The organism is Pseudomonas sp. MPDS (assembly GCF_013283895.1).
GTDB lineage: Bacteria > Pseudomonadota > Gammaproteobacteria > Pseudomonadales > Pseudomonadaceae > Aquipseudomonas > Aquipseudomonas rhizophila.
Genome location: NZ_CP054128.1, coordinates 5,803,673 through 5,821,302, shown reverse-complemented (window position 1 = coordinate 5,821,302; position 17,630 = coordinate 5,803,673). Strand labels below are relative to the sequence as shown.

Below are 17,630 nucleotides of genomic sequence, written 5' to 3'. Positions count from 1 at the left end.
AGGCCCGCATGAGCGACATTCTTGCAGACAGCTTAGACGGCGTAGAGCGCCGGTCGCTGGCTGACTTCACCGAAAATGCCTACCTCAATTACTCCATGTACGTGATCATGGACCGCGCCTTGCCGCACATCGGCGACGGTCTGAAGCCGGTTCAGCGGCGGATCATCTACGCCATGAGTGAGCTGGGGCTGGATGCCGATTCCAAGCACAAGAAGTCGGCGCGTACCGTCGGTGACGTGCTCGGTAAGTTCCATCCCCACGGTGACTCGGCCTGCTACGAAGCCATGGTGCTGATGGCCCAGCCGTTCAGCTACCGCTACACCCTGGTGGACGGCCAGGGGAACTGGGGTGCGCCAGACGATCCCAAGTCTTTTGCTGCCATGCGTTACACCGAGGCACGGCTGTCGCGTTATTCCGAAGTGCTGCTCAGCGAGCTGGGCCAGGGCACCGCGGACTGGGGGCCGAACTTCGACGGTACTCTCGATGAACCCCTGGTGTTGCCAGCGCGTTTGCCGAACATCCTGCTCAATGGCACCACCGGTATCGCTGTGGGCATGGCCACCGATGTGCCGCCCCACAACCTGCGGGAAGTGGCCACCGCGTGCGTGCGCTTGCTGGACGAGCCCAAAGCCACGGTGGAGCAGCTCTGCGAACACATTCAGGGCCCGGACTACCCAACCGAAGCGGAAATCATCACCCCGCGCGCCGACCTGCTGAAGATCTACGAAACCGGTCGCGGTTCGGTGCGTATGCGCGCGGTGTACCACATCGAAGATGGCGACATCATCGTCACCGCCCTGCCGCACCAGGTTTCCGGGGCCAAGGTGCTGGAACAAATTGCCGCGATGATGCAGGCAAAACCGTCGAAAGCACCGCAAGTCGCTGACCTGCGCGACGAATCCGACCACGAGAACCCCTGCCGGATCGTGATTATTCCGGTCAACAGTCGGGTTGATCATGACGCGCTGATGCAGCACCTGTTTGCCAGTACCGATCTTGAGTCCAGCTACCGGGTCAACATCAACATCATCGGTCTGGACGGCAAGCCACAGCTGAAAAACCTGCGGGCGCTGCTGGTGGAATGGCTGGAGTTCCGGGTCAAGACCGTGCGCCGGCGCCTGCAATTTCGCCTGGACAAGGTCGAACGTCGCCTGCACCTGTTGGACGGTTTGCTGATTGCCTACCTCAACCTGGATGAAGTGATTCATATCATCCGTACCGAGGAGCACCCCAAGGCCAGCCTGATCGAGCGTTTCGCCTTGAGCGAAATCCAGGCCGACTACATTCTCGATACCCGCCTGCGGCAACTGGCGCGGCTGGAAGAGATGAAGCTGCGGGCCGAGCAGGATGAACTGCTCAAGGAGCAGGCCAAGCTGCAAGCCTTGCTGGGCAGCGAAGCCAAGCTCAAGAAGCTGGTGCGCACCGAACTGCTCAAGGACGCCGAAACCTACGGCGACGACCGTCGCTCGCCTATCGTCGAGCGCGCCGAAGCCAAGGCGCTGAGTGAGCACGATCTGCTGCCGAACGAGAAAGTGACTGTCGTGCTGTCAGAAAAAGGTTGGGTACGCTCTGCCAAAGGTCATGATATTGACGCGACGGGGCTTTCCTACAAGGCCGGGGATGGCTTCAAGGCCCTGGCGGCCGGGCGTTCCAACCAGTTTGCGGTGTTCGTCGACTCCACCGGGCGCAGTTATTCGGTGCCGGCGCATACCCTGCCATCGGCTCGCGGACAGGGCGAGCCACTGACCGGTCGATTAACTCCTCCACCGGGTGCAACTTTTGAATGCGTGCTGATGCCTGATGATGACGGGCTGTACGTTATTGCGTCGGACGCCGGCTACGGGTTTGTCGTCAAGGGTGAGGACCTGCAAGCCAAGAACAAGGCGGGCAAGGCGTTGTTGAGCCTGCCGAATAACGCCAAGGTCATAGCGCCGCGACCTGTGTCCGATCGTGAGAACAACTGGCTGGCATCGGTGACGACCGAAGGTCGGTTGCTGGTCTTCAAAATCAGTGACTTGCCACAGTTGGGTAAAGGTAAAGGCAACAAGATCATCGGTATTTCCGGCGAACGGGTGGCAAGTCGTGAGGAATATGTCACGGATATTGCAGTGTTGCCGGAAGGCGCCACGCTTGTGCTGCAGGCTGGAAAGCGTACGCTTTCGTTGAAGGCAGACGATCTTGAACACTACAAAGGTGAACGCGGTCGGCGGGGCAACAAGCTTCCGAGAGGGTTTCAGCGGGTCGATGCACTGCTCGTCGAAAACCTCAATTAAGCGTGCTAGAGCGCTCGGTCTGCGATTAAAAGCCGCAGATCGGCACTTTCGCGCTGGAGTCGGAGCGCATATTCACGGATGATAGGCCCTTTCAAGCGCCGGCGTGGCCGAGCGTTCTTCATATTGACCGAGTATTTTTTCACTGTGGTAAGCCTTGTGGCCGCCACCTGGACGGGACGATGACTGCTCTGCGCCTTCCTATTTTGTGGCTCGCCGGCCTGCTTGGCCTGGCGGGCTGTAGCGTCAATCAGCCAGTGTCGCTGTATCAACTCGACAGCGGAAACCCGGCCCAGCCTGCACAAAGCGCAGGCATGGCGGTATTACTGGGCCCGGTATTGATTGCCGATTACCTGCAACGTGAAACCCTATTGCAACGCCAACCGGACGGCAGCCTGCAGGCCGCCACCGACGGTCGTTGGGCCGGCAGCCTGTCGTCGGACATTGACCAGCTGTTGCTGCGTCAGGTCGCCGGGCATCTGGACAGCCAGCGCGTAGTACTCGCGCCGGCCACCCAGGGCTTTACCCCGGATGTTCAGGTCTTGCTGTCGATTACTCGGCTGGATTCGGGCGAATCGCAACCGGCGGTACTGGATGCCCAGTGGCGCCTGATCGATCGTCGCGGAAAGGTTCGCGAGAACCGGATCATTCATCTGCAGGAGCAACATGCCGGCGGTACCGCTGCGCAGGTCCAGGCTCAGGGCGTGCTGCTGCAACGTCTGGCCGAGCAACTGTCCGTGGCGCTCAAGCCTTTGGCCAACCAGCCGCCTGTCGCAGAGGTGCCTCGCAAATCTGCTCCTGCAGCGACCAAAAAGGTCGAGAAGGAAAAGGACAAGATTCCAATGGCCTTGCCGATCCGTACGGACATGGAAGTGTTCAGGTTCTGATGGTTGAACTGGATGCAAAACAAAGCCCGCGTTGATGCGGGCTTTGTTGTTTCTGTGGGGTGCAGTCTCGGGTGTCTATGCCGGCCTCATCGCGAGCAGGCTCGCTCCCACACTGGATCTGTGGCTAGCAGAGGTCCCTGTGGGAGCGAGCTTGCTCGCGATGAGGTAGGCGAAGGCCACAAAAAAGCCCGCAGACAATCACTCATCTGCGGGCTTCGTCATTTCAGGTGTTGAGGCTCAGGCCTGACGCTCATGCATCCGCGCCAGTTGTCGCTCCAGCATCGACGGATAGGGCTCCATCAGTCGCTCGACGCAGCATGCGCCTTCCGGGCTGGCGATAGGGCGGATGCGGGCGCGCTGGCGGATCAGGGCATCGTCGTTGATCTTGCGCTCCACCAGCAGCAAGTTGCGGCTGTGCTGCGACAGGGCCAGGGCGTCCTGGGCGGTTTCGGTCAGCAGCAGGTCGATCTGGCTCAGGCCGAACAGCCCGTCACCCAAGGTCAGGCCCAACTGCAATTGCAGGGTGATGCCGCTGTCGGCGACTTCGATCTGCAACTGGTGTCCCAGGGCTCTGAGCAACTCACCGCAGCAAATGGCGTTGGTGAGGTAGTCATCACCGCTGTCCTCGGTGTGGAACAGCATCAGCGTGCTGCCATCGTTCAGGGTGTGCAGTTGGCCCTGATACAGCGATGCGGCTTGGTCGAGGCAGTCGCGGTAACGCTCAAGCAGTTCCTTCAGGCGCGCCTGGGGCAGTCGGCGCAGTTGGTCCTGGGCGCCCAGTTGCACGGCCAGCACGGCACTGTGTTGGGGCAGGTCCGAGGCGACGGGTCTGGCGACCGATTGCGGCTCATCGGCGATTGAGTCGTCACGCAGGTCGGCGAAAGCATCGTCGTCTTCATCGTCCTCTACCGTGCGGACCACGCGGCGTGGCCCGGGCCTGGAGGCGGGTAGAGGTTGGCTTTCATCGAAGTCCGGGTCCCGCAGGTTACGCACTTCGAAACCTGGTTCGGCTTCGTCGTCGTCACTGTAGTCGATGTCTTCAGGCTCCGGCACGGGGGCAGGTTCCGGGGCGAAGCTGGCGTGCAGTTGCCGAGCCAGATCGCCAATTTCGTCCTGGCGCTGGGTCGCTGGGGTGTGCTCGTCGATATCCCGCAGCCAGACCCGCAGTTGCAGCAATGGCGTAGAGATGTGCCGTCCCAGGCGCAAGCTCAAGGCCAGCGCCAGCGCGAGCAATATCGCGCTGAGGATGCCCATGCTTTGCAGGCTGATGGTCATCGGCTGCTGGAACTGGTCCATGTCCAGGCTGATGCGCAGTTGCCCGGCGGTCACGTCCTGGAAAGTGATCCTGCTCTGGTACATGCCGCCGGATTCGCCCAGCAGGCCCGGCTTGGGACGCTGGCCGGCTTCGGCGAGGATGCGGTTGTCCACGCTATAAATGGCGGCGTGGGCCACCAGTTTGTTTTTGGTGAGGTTGTTGAGCAGCACGTTGAGGCTGAGGATGTCGTTGGACACCAGTAGCTCAGTGGCGGACGTGGCGGTCTGCGTGGTCAGGCTCTCGCCCAGGGCATCGGCCTGCTCGTGCATTGCCTGCTTGAACTGCAGGCCCATCACACAGGCATAGATCACCAGGGCCAGGGCGACCAGGATCACGTTATGGCTGGCAATGCGCAATGCAATCGGCACGCGACGGTGGCGCAGTGCACGGAAGATCAGCAGAAAGAAATTGTCGGTTTTGACTGGCGTGGGCCGGTTCACTGAGCTCGGCTCTTTGTCCGTGAAATTGACGCGCAGTATAGCGACAGGCCCATGACCGGCAAAGCACCGACGGTGCCCGATGGTCACTGAAAGTGGGTAGAATGCGGTTTTTTTCCACCTGCGGGGGTGCGCCTTGCGCGAAATCGTCCTGATAAACATCACTGGCAGTGACCGTCCGGGTCTGACTGCGGCCATTACCGGCGTTCTGGCCCAGGGTGGTGTGAACATTCTCGACATTGGTCAGGCGGTGATTCACGACACACTGTCGTTCGGCATCCTGGTTGAAATCCCGGACGCCGAGCAAAGCAAGTCGGTGCTCAAGGACATCCTGTTCACCGCCTACAAGCTCGACCAACAGGTGCGTTTCACCCCGGTGTCCGAAGCCGATTACCAGCATTGGGTCAATGGCCAGGGCAAGAAGCGTCACATCGTGACCCTGTTGACCCGCAAGGTTACCGCCGAGCAATTGCAGCGGGTCAGTTCGATCACTGCCAAATACGACCTGAACATCGACCACATCGACCGTTTGTCCGGGCGCATGCCGCTGGATACGCCGGATGACAAGGGCAAGGGCTGCATCGAATTCTCCGTGCGCGGCGAGCCGGCCGATCCCCAGGCGCTGCGTGCCGAGTTCCTCAGCGTGGCCCAGGAGTTGAATGTCGACGTCGCGTTCCAGGAAGACTCGCTGTTCCGCCGCAACCGTCGCCTGGCGGTATTCGACATGGATTCGACGCTGATTGAAGCCGAAGTCATCGACGAACTGGCCAAGGCCGCGGGTGTGGGCGACAAGGTCTCGGCCATCACTGAGCGAGCCATGGCCGGCGAGTTGGATTTTCGCGCCAGCTTCAAGGAGCGCCTGGCGCTACTCAAGGGCCTGGACGTCAACGTGCTGGACTCCATCGGCGCTTCCTTGCGCCTGACCGAGGGCGCCGAAACCCTGTTCGCCGAACTCAAGCGTCTGGGCTACAAGACCGCGATCCTGTCGGGGGGCTTCACCTACTTTGCCAAGCAGTTGCAGGCCAAACTCGGCATCGACTATGTGTTCGCCAATGAACTGGAAGTCGTGGATGGCAAGGTCACGGGCGTGGCCGTCGAACCGATCGTCGATGCCCAGCGCAAGGCGGATCTGTTGCGCGAACTGGCCGAGAAGGAAGGCCTGCGCCTGGAACAGACCATCGCCGTGGGCGACGGCGCCAACGATTTGCCCATGCTGGCGATCGCCGGTCTGGGCGTGGCGTTCCGCGCCAAGCCGCTGGTCAAGCAGTCGGCCCGGCAGGCGATCTCCACCCTCGGGTTGGATGGGGTGTTGTATCTGTTGGGCTTCAGGGATCGCGACGGGCAGCTCTGACTCAATCTCCTGTGGCAAGGGGATTTATCTGTGGGAGCAAGCTTTGCTCCCACAGAGAGCTCTCTCTTCGCAAAGGGTTATGTGTTGGCGGTCTAAAGCGACTTCCACAACGAATCAAAATCCCCTTCATTGTCGTGGCCATCTCCGGTGGTCGCTGAGTCCTCCTGTCGATAAGCAAACTGGTTGAAGCTGTGCGTGCTGGTCACCCGTCGGTCCAAGCTGGCGCGGCGTTCCTGGCCGTTGGTGTTGATCAACACTTGCTGGCCTTCCTGGAAAGGCAGGCGGGGCGCGATCATGGTGGGAGGCAGGTCAATGGCGCTGATCTCAGGCAACAGCAGCCCTCGCAGGTAGTGACCATGCTCATCCTTCTCTCGTACCAGTTGCAGCCCGCAAGGCTGGGCATGGGGCGCGACCAGCTCGATACCCATTTGCATGGCGCCATTGCGCACTTGCCTGATCCAGCGCACCACGGCGATGCTCCAGGCTTGATCGTTAGTGTCGCGAATGCCGACCATTTCCCCGGCCTGCAGTTGCTCAGGCACCTCCTTCGGCCAGCCGAGGCAGTAACCTCCGGGGCTGTGATTGATGATGGGCAGGTCGTAGGTCGCGAAGTGGTGCTGGTTGTCGGAGCTGGCGCCGTCGTCATCGGCTGGATTGACCGGGTACTCGATTTCTTCATAGGGCAACAGATCACTGTCACCGGCCGCAGCTGCGTCGAAAGCCTGGCTCCAGGTGTCGTTGGTCTTGGTCGGTGTGGCCTCGAACCGGGCCTTGCGCGTTGCAGAGTCCTTGAGGATTTCGCTGAAAGAGCGCTCGCCGCCCAGGTAATAGTGCAAAGCGCTCATGCCCACGCAGAGCGTCAGCGTGCCGTTGCCCTCCGTGCGCTGGAAGCTGCGTTCGACCGCTTCGCCCCAGGCCGCTTGCAGGTGATGCAAGGTGTCGGCGTTCATTGCGCCAGGCACGGGCAAGGTGTGATCGTCGGGTTGCTCCAGATGAGTGGCAATGGCGCGCACCAGCGGCTGCGGATCGAAACCCAGCAGGCTGGGCTGTTGCTCGGCCCTGAACTTGGAGCGATAGCGCGGCCCGATATCCAGTTGCGGTGCAACGGCGAACAGGCTCGTGGCGGTGGTGGCCGGGTCCAGCGTGACCTTCTGACTCCAGGATTCGAGCACCTCGACGAGTCGCGCAATCTGGCCCTGGCGCAGTTGATTGCTGCGTGAGGTGCCCAGCAGCAGGGCGACCACGTAGGTTTGCTCGACATTCAACTGGTGCACCTGGCTGGCCAGTTCATCGCTGACGCTGAGGTGTTGCAGCCGATGGTGGCAGGCGATTCGGTACAACTGATGCAAATCGAGCCACAGCCCTTCGGGTACCGGGCTATACAACTGGCTGATACGCAGCAGCGTGCCGTCCAGGGCATGCATCGCGCGTTGCAGCGCGGTGCTCAGCAGCCGGGCGCGGTCCTTGGAGTATTTCGGCGAGATGCGCGCGACGATCTGTTTGTAACCCATGGCCAATTGGGTTTGCAGGGCCTGGCACAGGTTGACGATCTTGCGCGAGCGCTCATCCAGAACGATGGCCTGTTGCAAAAAATGCCGCTCCAGGTGTTTGCAGACGTAATACACCTCGGGCCGCAACAATTCGAGCAGTTGCAGGCGATTATCGCTGGGGGTGATCAGTTGGTTGAGTTCGCCGATGGCCTGGTACAACAGGCGTGCGGTTTCGCCGATATTGGCCTTGGGCAGGTTGGCGATCCAGCGCTTGAGGTCGCGCGGCGTGGCGTCGCAGAACGACAGGCGCGACTGGGTCGGTGTCAGAACGCGCGAAAGCTGGAGAGGGCTGGTCTCATTCATGCCGTGGATGGGCTCCGGCGGGAAATGAAAGGGATGTTCCCAACTCTAGCAGCTGACAGAGAAGCGCGCCGCGCTGGATGTGCTGTGGAAGCCAAGCTTGCTCGCGATGCAGGCGCCGCGGTCTTTGTTTCAGACTGCGTTATCGTTCATCGCGGGCAAGCCTTGCTCCCACAAGCCGGCTTCCAAGGGCGTGAATCAGGCTTTTGGCAATGCCAACCCCTGGCCCATCTGCACCGGCGAACCGGCCACCAGGTCTTCGACCCATTGCACCTGATTCGGGCCGAACAGCACGATGGCGGTCGATCCCAGTTTGAAGCGGCCCAGCTCGGCGCCTTTCTCCAGGTGGATCGGCGCCCGGGCGGCTTCGTCGTAACGGAAGGTTTTCAGTTCGCGCTTGGGTGGCGTCACCAGGCCGGCCCAGACGGTTTCGATGGAGGCAACGATCATCGCGCCCACCAGCACCACGGCCATCGGCCCGCGCTCGGTGTCGAAAATGCACGCCACGCGCTCGTTACGGGCGAACAGTTCCGGAACGTTTTCGGCGGTGGTCTGGTTCACCGAGAAAATCCGTCCCGGGATGTAGACCATTTCCCGCAGGGTGCCGGCCAGTGGCATGTGCACGCGGTGATAGTCCTTGGGCGACAGGTAGATGGTGGCGAAATCGCCGCCCATGAACGGCGCTGCGTTGGCTGCATCGCCGCCCAGCAGTTCCAGCACGCTGAAGCTGTGGCCCTTGGCTTGGAATACCCGGCCGTGCTCGATGGGACCGAGTTGGCTGACGGCACCGTCGGCGGGGCTGAGGATCGCTCCCGGTGTTGGGTCCAGCGGGCGGGCGCCTTCTTTCAGCGCTCGGGTGAAGAACGCATTGAAGTGCTCGTAGGCCGTAAGGTCTTCGACCAGCGCCTGGGACATGTCCACCTGATAACGTTTGGCGAACCATTGGGTGAAGGCATTCTTGAACCAGCGCACGCGGCATTCGGCAATGCAGCCGGCCAGCCGAGACAGCAGGTGGTGGGGTAGCAGGTATTGGCTGAGGATGAACAAGCGGTTTTTCATTAACTGTCCTTAAGAACCTTCAGAGCTCGATGGGGGTATCAGGGTGGTTGCCCCATTCGCCCCAGGAGCCGGCATAGCCTTTGACTCGCGGATAACCGAGCGCCTTGGCCACCAGATAGGTGAAGCCAGAGCGGTGGTGGGTCTGGCAATGGGTGATGATTTCTTTGTCAGGCGTGATGCCCAACTGTTCGAGGATCTGCGGCATGTCGCTGCGGATGCGCAGGTTGCGTGCCTGATCCATGCCGGCGGTCCATTCGAAGTTGATCGCGCCGGGAATATGTCCGCCCCTGGCTGCGACGACTTTCTCGCCGGAATATTCCAGCGGCCCGCGTGCGTCCCAGATCGCCAGGTCAGCGGCACCGAGGCGGCTTTGCAGGTATTCGCGGGTGGCGGTGGGTTCATCGTGCAGGGTCAGGCTCACCGGGCCTGTGGCGGGCGGCGGCACTTCAGTGGACACCGGCAGGCCTTCGTCCAGCCACGACAGCAAACCACCGTCGAGGTAGTGGTAGTTCGAATGGCCGATCACATCCAGCAGCCAGATAAAGCGCCCGGCCCAGCCACCGCCTTCATCGTCATAGACCACGTAGACCGCATTCGGGTTGTGCCCCAGTTCGCCGAACAGCGCCTCGAGGTCGGCTTTTGCTGGCAGCAGACCTGGTGCCGGGGGCTGGCCGAGTTGGGTGCGCTTGGGGTCGACGAAGCGTGCGCCAGGGATGTGCCCGGTGCTGTAGCGGGCGGCGCTGGTCAGGTCCACCAGAATCAGTTCGCGGGCGTCGAGGCGCGACAGCAGGTCGCTCGGCTCGATTACCAGCGGCAAGCCAGAGAAGTCAGGCATGTGAGGTCTCCAGGGGCGCAAAGGGAAAAGATTGTATCAAGATCAGCGACCGCGGTTGGTAAAGCTGTGCAAGGCGCGTTCGATACACTGCACGGTTTTGCCGAAGGCCTGCACCGTCACGTCCGAGAAGGGCCCGCCGCCCTGGTCCACCGCCACCAGCATGATCACCCGGCCGTTGCAGGTCAGTGAACGCAACAGCAGGTGTTCGCCGCGAAACAGGCTGCGCAGGCCCGGCGGCAGCAACGCCGAAAACTGAGCGTTGTTGTCCGGGTTCAGGCGAACCTGGGCCTGCTGGGCCTGCAACCGTTGCAACACTTTGCTTTGGCTGATGGAAAAACTCATGGCCGCCGCTTCTTTGGGCAGGCCGGCGATCTGATGCACGCGCAAGCTGGTCTGGCTGCGGTCGGCCATCAGAATCATCACTCGCCGCATGCCGCAGGCCACCAAGGCGTCCCGTGCCGAGGTGGTCAGGTGCATGGCGTTGCTGAACGGGCTCGGTTCCAGCAGCAATTCGGCGCATTGCTTGCGCCACTGGGTCAGGTCTTCGGCGCTGGGCGGGGCGGCCGGCAGCAGCCCCGGGTGGACGCGTCGGCTGCCCCAGGGCCAGATCAACGCCACAGCCGGATGCCAGAGGTCCGGCATGGTGTTGTGGCGGGCACTGATGACGGCTTGCTGGTGCAATTGCTGCTGGACGTCATCCATGGACATCTGCAGATACAAACTTGTCAGATATTGCCAGCGGGTGCTGTGAGGGCCGTCCCACGCCTGTTGCGCTGAAAGGGCCAGGCCGTTGGCTAGCAGCACTGTGTTGGCTGGCTGATTGAGCCAGCGCCGCAGGGTCGGGTCATCGTCCAGGCGATTCTGCTGGCGCAGCGGGTGTTCACTGTCCCGGGCGATGCGTAGGACTTTCACCAGCTCGCGGCGTTCGTTGAGCAGCAGGCGGTAGCCCTGCGCCACCCAGACCGGCAGGCGCCAGGTCTCTACCAGCGCCAGGCAGATTTTCAGCAGGCTGACGCCGAACAACTCGCGCTCCACTTTGCTCGCTGACTGGCCTTTATGGACAACCCGCAATTCCCACTCGCCCAGCAATCCCGGATGAGTCAGGGCCAGCGGCCAGAGCGGTGACAGAAACAGCAGGCTGCCCCAGTGGATGTCTTGCCATAGCCGCGCCAGGCGGCTGGCAAAAAAACCATTGGCCTGTTGCGTTGCGTGCTGGCTGATCAATTGCAGTTGGCGCAGCGCGAGGGGGATTTGCTGTTCCGGCAACGAGGGCAGTCGGGCGAGCAGTTCTTCGGTGCGCTTGAGGCCGAGGCGGTTGATGGCCACTTCGAGATTTTCTGCCGGTTCGGCAAAGTTGCCATGGGTGTGATGGTTGGCTTCACGAATGACGCTCAGCGCCAGGGCGGGGCTGTCCTGGATCAGCTCGGCAATGTCGCGCAGTGAGCGGCGGCTGTCGGCAATGGCTTTGCAGACCAGGTCATGACTGGCTTGCGGCACTGGCAGATGGACGCCCTCGAGCAGCTTGACCCAGCCTTCGAGCGTGTTCGGTCGTGGAGTTGGAACCTTCGTTTCATTAGCCATGGCTGGACGCGATCATCATAGGGAGTATCTACGCCCGGAACGGGGCAAATTGGCTTTTCGCCTGAACTGGCTATAGTCTGGCGCAGTTTTGCCGATAAGTAGAAGAAGAGATTTTTCAGCTTCCGAATATGACCTTGAACCCGACTTAAATAAGTACTTTCTATCTATGGCTAAAATTATCGGCATCATTGTCGTGTTCGCGAGCGTTCTGGGCGGATACGTGCTCTCCCATGGCAAGATTGCCGCCCTGGTCCAGCCCTTTGAGGTCTTGATCATCGGCGGCGCGGCCCTTGGCGCATTCCTGCAAGCCAACCCCGGCTACATGACGATGCACGTGCTCAAGAAGTCCTTGAGCATGTTCGGCTCGCGTTTCAGCCACACTTTCTACCTTGAGGTGCTGGGGCTGATCTACGAGATCCTCAACAAGAGCCGCCGCGAAGGCATGATGGCGATCGAAGGGGATATCGAAGACGCAGCGTCCAGCCCGATCTTCGCCAAGTACCCCACGGTACTCAAGGATGAGCGCATGACGGCGTTCGTCTGTGATTACCTGCGCATCATGTCGTCCGGCAACATGGCTCCCCATGAGCTCGAAGGCCTGTTCGACATGGAACTGTACAGCCTCAAGGAAGATCTGGAGCACCCGTCTCACGCGGTCAACGGCATCGCCGACGGCATGCCGGGTTTCGGTATCGTCGCGGCGGTATTGGGCATCGTGGTGACCATGGCCTCCCTGGGCGAAGGCGACCAGGCATCTATCGGCCTGCACGTAGGTGCGGCACTGGTAGGTACCTTCTTCGGTATTCTCGCCGCGTATGGCTTCTTTGGCCCGTTGGCCCATTCCCTGGCCCACGACGCCAAGGAAGAACTCAATGTCTACGAAGCCATCAAGGCATCGCTCGTGGCCTCGGCTTCGGGCATGCCTCCATCGCTGGCTGTGGAGTTCGGTCGCAAGGTCCTGTACCCGGCGCACCGTCCAAGCTTCGCCGAGTTAGAACAAGCGGTTCGCGGTCGCTAAGATGGAAAACAACCAGCCGATCATTATCAAGCGCGTCAAGCGCATAGCCGGCGGGCATCACGGGGGCGCCTGGAAAATCGCCTTCGCCGACTTCGCGACGGCGATGATGGCGTTCTTTCTGGTGCTGTGGCTGCTGTCCACCGCGACTCCAGAGCAGAAAATCGCCATCGCCGGTTATTTCAAGGACCCGGTGGGTTTTTCCGAAAGCGGCACGCCGTATATCATCGACCTGGGCGGCTCGCCGGTCCTGGCGCCGGAAAACACCCTCAACCCTGAAGTCGAATCCCAGCCTCAGCCCGACAAGGCGAAGGTAGACGCCAATGACGCCGAAGGCATGGCCGAGGAGGTCGAGCGAGAGCGTCTGGAGTTGTTGCTGCAAGAGTTGCAGAACAAAGTCGAAGAGAACCCTCAACTGCAGAAGTTCAAGGACCAGATCCTGTTCGAAATCACGCCGAACGGCTTGCGCATCCAGATCATGGACGCCGAGAACCGTCCGATGTTCGACTCTGGCAGCGCGCGCCTGAAACCTTATTTCGAAGATATTCTGCTGGCCATGGCCGACACCATCAAAGCGGTGCCGAACAAGATCAGCATCAGTGGTCATACCGATGCCAAGCCCTTCATCGGCAAAGGCGATTTCGGTAACTGGGAACTCTCCGCCAATCGCGCCAATGCGGCTCGTCGGGCCCTGGTGGCCGGCAGTTATCCGGACGAGCAGGTGGCGCGGGTGGTCGGTTATGCCTCCTCGGCGCTGTTCGACCGCAAAGACCCGTTCAACCCGGTCAACCGGCGGATCGATATCGTGGTGTTGACCAAGAAGGCCCAGAAAGCCATCGAAGGTTCGCAAACCGATGACCCGGCGCCGGACCCGGCCCAGGGCGCCGGCGCGCCGGGTGAAGTGCCGGTTACGCCCGGCGCGGCGGCGGATCCGAACGCATTGCCGGCGGACCAGCAGCCTGTTCCCGCCCATGAGGTGCGCGAACGTCTGAATCTGTTCGATGATCTCGCGCCGAAACCGGCCGAGCCGCCTGCGCAGTGACCTGACTGGCGAGCGTAAACCTGTGGCGAGGGGATTTATCCCCGTTGGGCTGCGAAGCAGCCCCTCTTTTTTCATCTGATATTCGGGGTGATAAAGGGGGGGCGCTTCGCGCCCCTGCGGGGATAAATCCCTTCGCCACAACTGTGTCCGGCTTGCCTTCCTTTCAGATCAGTAACTGCTTTCCGGCAAGCTGGCGATGATCGAGCGATAGCTGTTCATCCGTTGCTGCTGCACACGACCGTCTTCCAGCGCCTTGAGCAGGGCGCAACCGGGTTCGCGGTCGTGCTTGCAGTCGCGGAAACGGCAGGTGCCGATCAGGTCGTTGAACTCGATGAACCCCGCTTCCACGTCGGCTCGGCTGACGTGGCCCAGGCCAAACTCGCGGATGCCCGGCGAGTCGATCAATTCACCGCCGCCGGGGAAGTGGAACAACCGCGCCGTGGTGGTGGTGTGAGTGCCCTGGCCGGACAGCTCGGACAACGGCCCGACGCGCGTCTCGACTTCCGGCAGCAGGCTGTTGACCAGCGACGACTTGCCGACACCGGACTGGCCGACAAACACGCTGATGCGCCCGTCCAGTTGTTCCTGCAATTTCTCCATGCCATCGCCGTGGTGAGCCGAAACTTCCAGCACCGGGTAGCCCAATTGCCGATAGACCGAGAGCAATGCGTTCAGCGCCGGGGCGTTGTGTTCATCGATCAGGTCGAATTTGTTGAGCAGCAACAAGGGGCGGATGCCGGCGTGTTCGGCCGCGACCAAATAGCGATCGATCAGGTTGGCGTGGGGCTCGGGCAGCGGGGCGAAGACGATGACGATCATGTCGACGTTGGCCGCCACCGGCTTGAGCTGGCCTCGGCTGTCCGGACGGCACAGTTCGGTGTGGCGCGGCAGTTGAGCCACGATCACGCCGATGCCTTGGTTGCCGGCACGCCAGACCACCTGATCACCAGTGACCAGGGCCGGCAGGTTGGCTCGCAGGTGGCAGCGGAATACCTGGCCGGCCAATTCGCCTTCACGGGCCTCGACCTCGACCTGTACACCGAAGTGCGCGATCACCAGACCGGTCTGTTCAGGGCCCAGATCGCCGCCCTCCAGCGCTTGTACCGCGCTGGATTCGCGTTTGGCGGCGCGGGCGGCGCGCTCGCCCTGAATCTTTTCGATGCGCCAGTTTTGACGACGATTGAGTTGGCGTTTGGCCATGGGTGTTCCGTATGAAGAATGCAGCGATTAGGTAAAAACGGCCGCGAGTTTAGCACGCTCAAGGCCCAGCCTCGGGTTTGAACGAAAAGTCGCCGAGCAGCGAGCAGGCAGGGCGAAAACAGGCGAGGAAGCGGCGTTGACTGGTGGTCAATGAGCATTCCGAGGCTGTTTTCAACGCAGCATGATCGTCGCGCAGGCACTTTTCGTTCAAAGCCTAAGCTAAACTGCGCAGCTACGCCGAGGAGCTCCCCCATGCAGAACCCGCAGAACCTGATCTGGATCGACCTTGAAATGACCGGTCTGAACCCGGACACCGACGTCATCATCGAAATGGCCACCATCGTCACCGACAGTGATCTCAACACCCTGGCCGAAGGCCCTGTGATCGCGATCCATCACAGCGACGAGGTCCTGGCGGGTATGGACGAGTGGAACACTCGCCAGCACGGCGGCTCAGGCCTGACCCAACGGGTGCGCGAGAGCAAAATCAGCATGGCTGAGGCCGAAGCCCAAACCATCGCCTTTCTTGAGCAGTGGGTGCCCAAGGGCAAGTCACCGATCTGTGGCAACAGCATCTGCCAGGATCGTCGCTTTCTCTATACCCATATGAAATCCCTGGAAAGCTACTTTCACTACCGCAACCTGGACGTCTCCACCCTCAAGGAACTGGCCGCCCGCTGGGCACCTGAGGTGCGTGACAGCTTCCAGAAGGGCGGCAGCCACCTGGCCCTGGACGATATCCGCGAGTCCATCGCCGAGCTGCAGCACTACCGTAAGCACTTCATCAAGTTCTAAGTCGGCTCCTCGGCTGTTGTGCGAGCACGCTTTTGTGGCGAGGGAGCTTGCTCCCGCTGGCCTGCGAAGCAGGCCCAACAGCTTCAGGTAGATCGAGTTGTCCGGTTTGGCGAATGCTGCGCAGCCGAGCGGGAGCAAGCTCCCTCGCCACAGGGGTAGTTTGAACGGGCGGCATGGCGCTCAGGCAGAAGACGGTGTCGCGCCCTCTTTTGGTGCCTGCCCAAACTGGCTAGACTGCGCGCCTTCCTGCAAGGACCGCCATCATGTTGCTGATGCTTTACCTGATCGCCATCACCGCCGAAGCCATGACTGGGGCCTTGTCTGCCGGGCGTCGTGGCATGGACTGGTTCGGCGTGGTGCTGATCGCCTGCGTCACCGCGTTGGGTGGCGGCTCGGTGCGCGATGTGCTGCTCGGTCATTACCCGCTCACCTGGGTCAGGCACCCGGAATATCTGGTGCTGACCACCGCGGCGGCGATGCTGACGGTGATCCTGGCGCGCTGGATGCGCCATTTGCGCTCGTTATTCCTGGTGCTCGACGCCGTGGGCCTGGTGGCGTTCACCCTGATCGGCTGCATGACCGCCCTGGAAATGGGCCATGGCATGTTGGTGGCTTCGGTCAGTGGCGTGATTACCGGCGTTTTTGGTGGCATCCTGCGTGACATTTTTTGCAACGATATCCCGCTGATCTTCCGTCGCGAGCTCTATGCCAGCGTTTCGTTTGCCGCAGCGTGGTGTTACATGCTGTGTGTCTATCTGCAGTTGCCGAGTGAACAGGCGATCCTCATCACCTTGTTCGGCGGTTTCCTGTTGCGGCTCCTGGCGATCCGCTTTCACTGGGAAATGCCGAAGTTCGTCTACAACGACGAGGTCTGACGCTCGGCGTGTTGGCGCAACGCCCACTCCACATGCTCGCGCACCAGTTCCGATGGGTAATCGCGCCGCGCTTCAAGCGCTTGCATGACCGGGATGGTTGAAGGTGCATTCCCCAGCCCCACCGCCAGGTTGCGCAACCAGCGTTCGTACCCGGCGCGGCGCAGGGGCGAGCCCTCGGTACTGCTGAGGAATTTTTCCTCGTCCCACATGAACAACTCGGCCAACCCGGCGTTGTCCAGGTTGTGTCGCGGTTTGAAGTCGCTTTCTCCGGATGGTCGGGCGAAGCGGTTCCACGGGCAGACGATCTGGCAGTCATCGCAACCGAACACCCGGTTGCCGATCAATGGCCGCAGTTCCTCGGGGATGGCGCTTTTGAGTTCGATGGTGAGGTAGGAAATGCAGCGTCGGGCATCCAGGACGTAGGGGCCGACGAAGGCATTCGTAGGGCAGATGTCCAGGCATGCGGTGCATTTTCCGCAGTGTTCGCTGGCGTGGGGCGGGTCAACCGGCAGCGGCAGGTCGACGAACAGTTCGCTCAGGAAGAAATAGCTGCCGGCCTTGCGGTTCAGTACCAGGGTGTTTTTACCGATCCAGCCCAGCCCTGCCTGCTCGGCGATGGCTTTTTCCAGCACCGGTGCGCTGTCAACGAAGGCGCGATAACCGAAGGGACCAATGATCGCCTGAATTTTTTCTGCCAGTTGCTGCACGCGTTTACGGATCAATTTGTGGTAATCGCGGCCCAATGCATAACGCGAGACGTAGGCTTTTTCCGGTTGGCCGAGCATCTGCGCCATTTGCGTGTCGCCCGGCAGGTAGTCCATGCGCAGGGAAACCACACGCAATGTGCCCGGCACCAGTTCCTCGGGGTGCGAGCGTTTGCTGCCGTGGGCGCCCATGTAGTCCATCTCGCCGTGATAGCCCGCGTCGAGCCAGCGCTGCAAATGTTGCTCATGCTCGGCAAGGTCCAGGCCGCTGATGCCGACTTGCTGGAAACCCAGCTCGCGGCCCCAGTCCTTGATGGATTGGGCGAGGGCGGGGAGGTCTGTGGGAATGACGGGCATGAGGCGAGAGAAACCGGAGCTGAGATGCGTATAATTCTGCCAGACATCGGAGCCCGA

The 17,630-nt window shown here is 61.4% G+C and carries 14 protein-coding genes; 7 read left to right on the top strand and 7 right to left on the bottom strand.

Annotation, left to right across the window (positions count from 1 at the left end; genetic code table 11):
* Positions 1-8 precede the first annotated feature (8 nt).
* Positions 9-2,273, top strand: a complete 2,265-nt coding sequence (gene parC, locus HQ912_RS25880) for a DNA topoisomerase IV subunit A (protein ID WP_047227291.1) — start codon at positions 9-11, stop codon at positions 2,271-2,273.
* A 179-nt stretch (positions 2,274-2,452) separates the two neighbouring features.
* Positions 2,453-3,157, top strand: a complete 705-nt coding sequence (locus HQ912_RS25875) for a membrane integrity-associated transporter subunit PqiC (RefSeq protein ID WP_047227292.1) — start codon at positions 2,453-2,455, stop codon at positions 3,155-3,157.
* A 237-nt stretch (positions 3,158-3,394) separates the two neighbouring features.
* On the opposite strand, the gene HQ912_RS25870 is transcribed toward HQ912_RS25875, so the two are convergent.
* Positions 3,395-4,912 (bottom strand): AhpA/YtjB family protein, encoded by a 1,518-nt coding sequence (locus tag HQ912_RS25870; RefSeq protein WP_047227293.1) that lies wholly within the window; start codon positions 4,910-4,912, stop codon positions 3,395-3,397.
* 133 nt (positions 4,913-5,045) lie between these two features.
* Here HQ912_RS25870 and serB point away from each other — a divergent pair, with 133 nt between their 5' ends.
* On the top strand, positions 5,046-6,260 hold the full coding sequence (gene serB, locus HQ912_RS25865; protein WP_173407450.1) for a phosphoserine phosphatase SerB: 1,215 nt from the start codon (positions 5,046-5,048) through the stop codon (positions 6,258-6,260).
* A 92-nt stretch (positions 6,261-6,352) separates the two neighbouring features.
* Here serB and HQ912_RS25860 read toward each other — a convergent pair whose 3' ends face one another.
* The 4 genes from HQ912_RS25860 to HQ912_RS25845 all read right to left on the bottom strand — a co-directional run bounded on the left by HQ912_RS25860 (position 6,353) and on the right by HQ912_RS25845 (position 11,585).
* The gene (locus HQ912_RS25860) at positions 6,353-8,113 is read right to left on the bottom strand and encodes a hypothetical protein (protein WP_047227295.1); all 1,761 of its coding nucleotides are present in this window, start codon (positions 8,111-8,113) and stop codon (positions 6,353-6,355) included.
* A 195-nt stretch (positions 8,114-8,308) separates the two neighbouring features.
* A complete protein-coding gene (gene asd / locus HQ912_RS25855; protein WP_047227296.1) occupies positions 8,309-9,169 on the bottom strand; it encodes an archaetidylserine decarboxylase in 861 nt (286 codons plus the stop codon).
* Between the two features lie 19 nt (positions 9,170-9,188).
* Positions 9,189-10,004 carry a thiosulfate sulfurtransferase gene (rhdA, locus tag HQ912_RS25850; RefSeq protein ID WP_047227297.1) on the bottom strand — a complete coding sequence of 272 codons (816 nt, stop codon included), beginning with the start codon at positions 10,002-10,004 and terminating at the stop codon, positions 9,189-9,191.
* A 42-nt stretch (positions 10,005-10,046) separates the two neighbouring features.
* Positions 10,047-11,585 (bottom strand): HDOD domain-containing protein, encoded by a 1,539-nt coding sequence (locus tag HQ912_RS25845; protein WP_047227298.1) that lies wholly within the window; start codon positions 11,583-11,585, stop codon positions 10,047-10,049.
* Positions 11,586-11,751: 166 nt separating this feature from the next.
* Here HQ912_RS25845 and motA point away from each other — a divergent pair, with 166 nt between their 5' ends.
* Both motA and motB read left to right on the top strand, forming a co-directional pair.
* Complete coding sequence (gene motA, locus HQ912_RS25840; RefSeq protein WP_047227299.1) at positions 11,752-12,603, top strand: flagellar motor stator protein MotA; 852 nt, start codon at positions 11,752-11,754, stop codon at positions 12,601-12,603.
* Position 12,604: 1 nt separating this feature from the next.
* A complete protein-coding gene (gene motB / locus HQ912_RS25835) occupies positions 12,605-13,642 on the top strand; it encodes a flagellar motor protein MotB (RefSeq protein ID WP_107321460.1) in 1,038 nt (345 codons plus the stop codon).
* A 168-nt stretch (positions 13,643-13,810) separates the two neighbouring features.
* Here motB and rsgA read toward each other — a convergent pair whose 3' ends face one another.
* Positions 13,811-14,842, bottom strand: coding sequence for a small ribosomal subunit biogenesis GTPase RsgA (gene rsgA / locus HQ912_RS25830; RefSeq protein WP_092395734.1), 1,032 nt, complete (start codon positions 14,840-14,842; stop codon positions 13,811-13,813).
* A 252-nt stretch (positions 14,843-15,094) separates the two neighbouring features.
* Here rsgA and orn point away from each other — a divergent pair, with 252 nt between their 5' ends.
* Both orn and HQ912_RS25820 read left to right on the top strand, forming a co-directional pair.
* Complete coding sequence (gene orn, locus HQ912_RS25825; RefSeq protein WP_047227302.1) at positions 15,095-15,637, top strand: oligoribonuclease; 543 nt, start codon at positions 15,095-15,097, stop codon at positions 15,635-15,637.
* Positions 15,638-15,897: 260 nt separating this feature from the next.
* On the top strand, positions 15,898-16,512 hold the full coding sequence (locus tag HQ912_RS25820; protein ID WP_171061284.1) for a trimeric intracellular cation channel family protein: 615 nt from the start codon (positions 15,898-15,900) through the stop codon (positions 16,510-16,512).
* Here the strand turns inward: HQ912_RS25820 and queG are convergent.
* Positions 16,494-17,573, bottom strand: a complete 1,080-nt coding sequence (gene queG, locus HQ912_RS25815) for a tRNA epoxyqueuosine(34) reductase QueG (RefSeq protein WP_173407449.1) — start codon at positions 17,571-17,573, stop codon at positions 16,494-16,496. The two genes, HQ912_RS25820 and queG, sit on opposite strands and share 19 nt — an antisense overlap.
* Positions 17,574-17,630 lie beyond the last annotated feature (57 nt).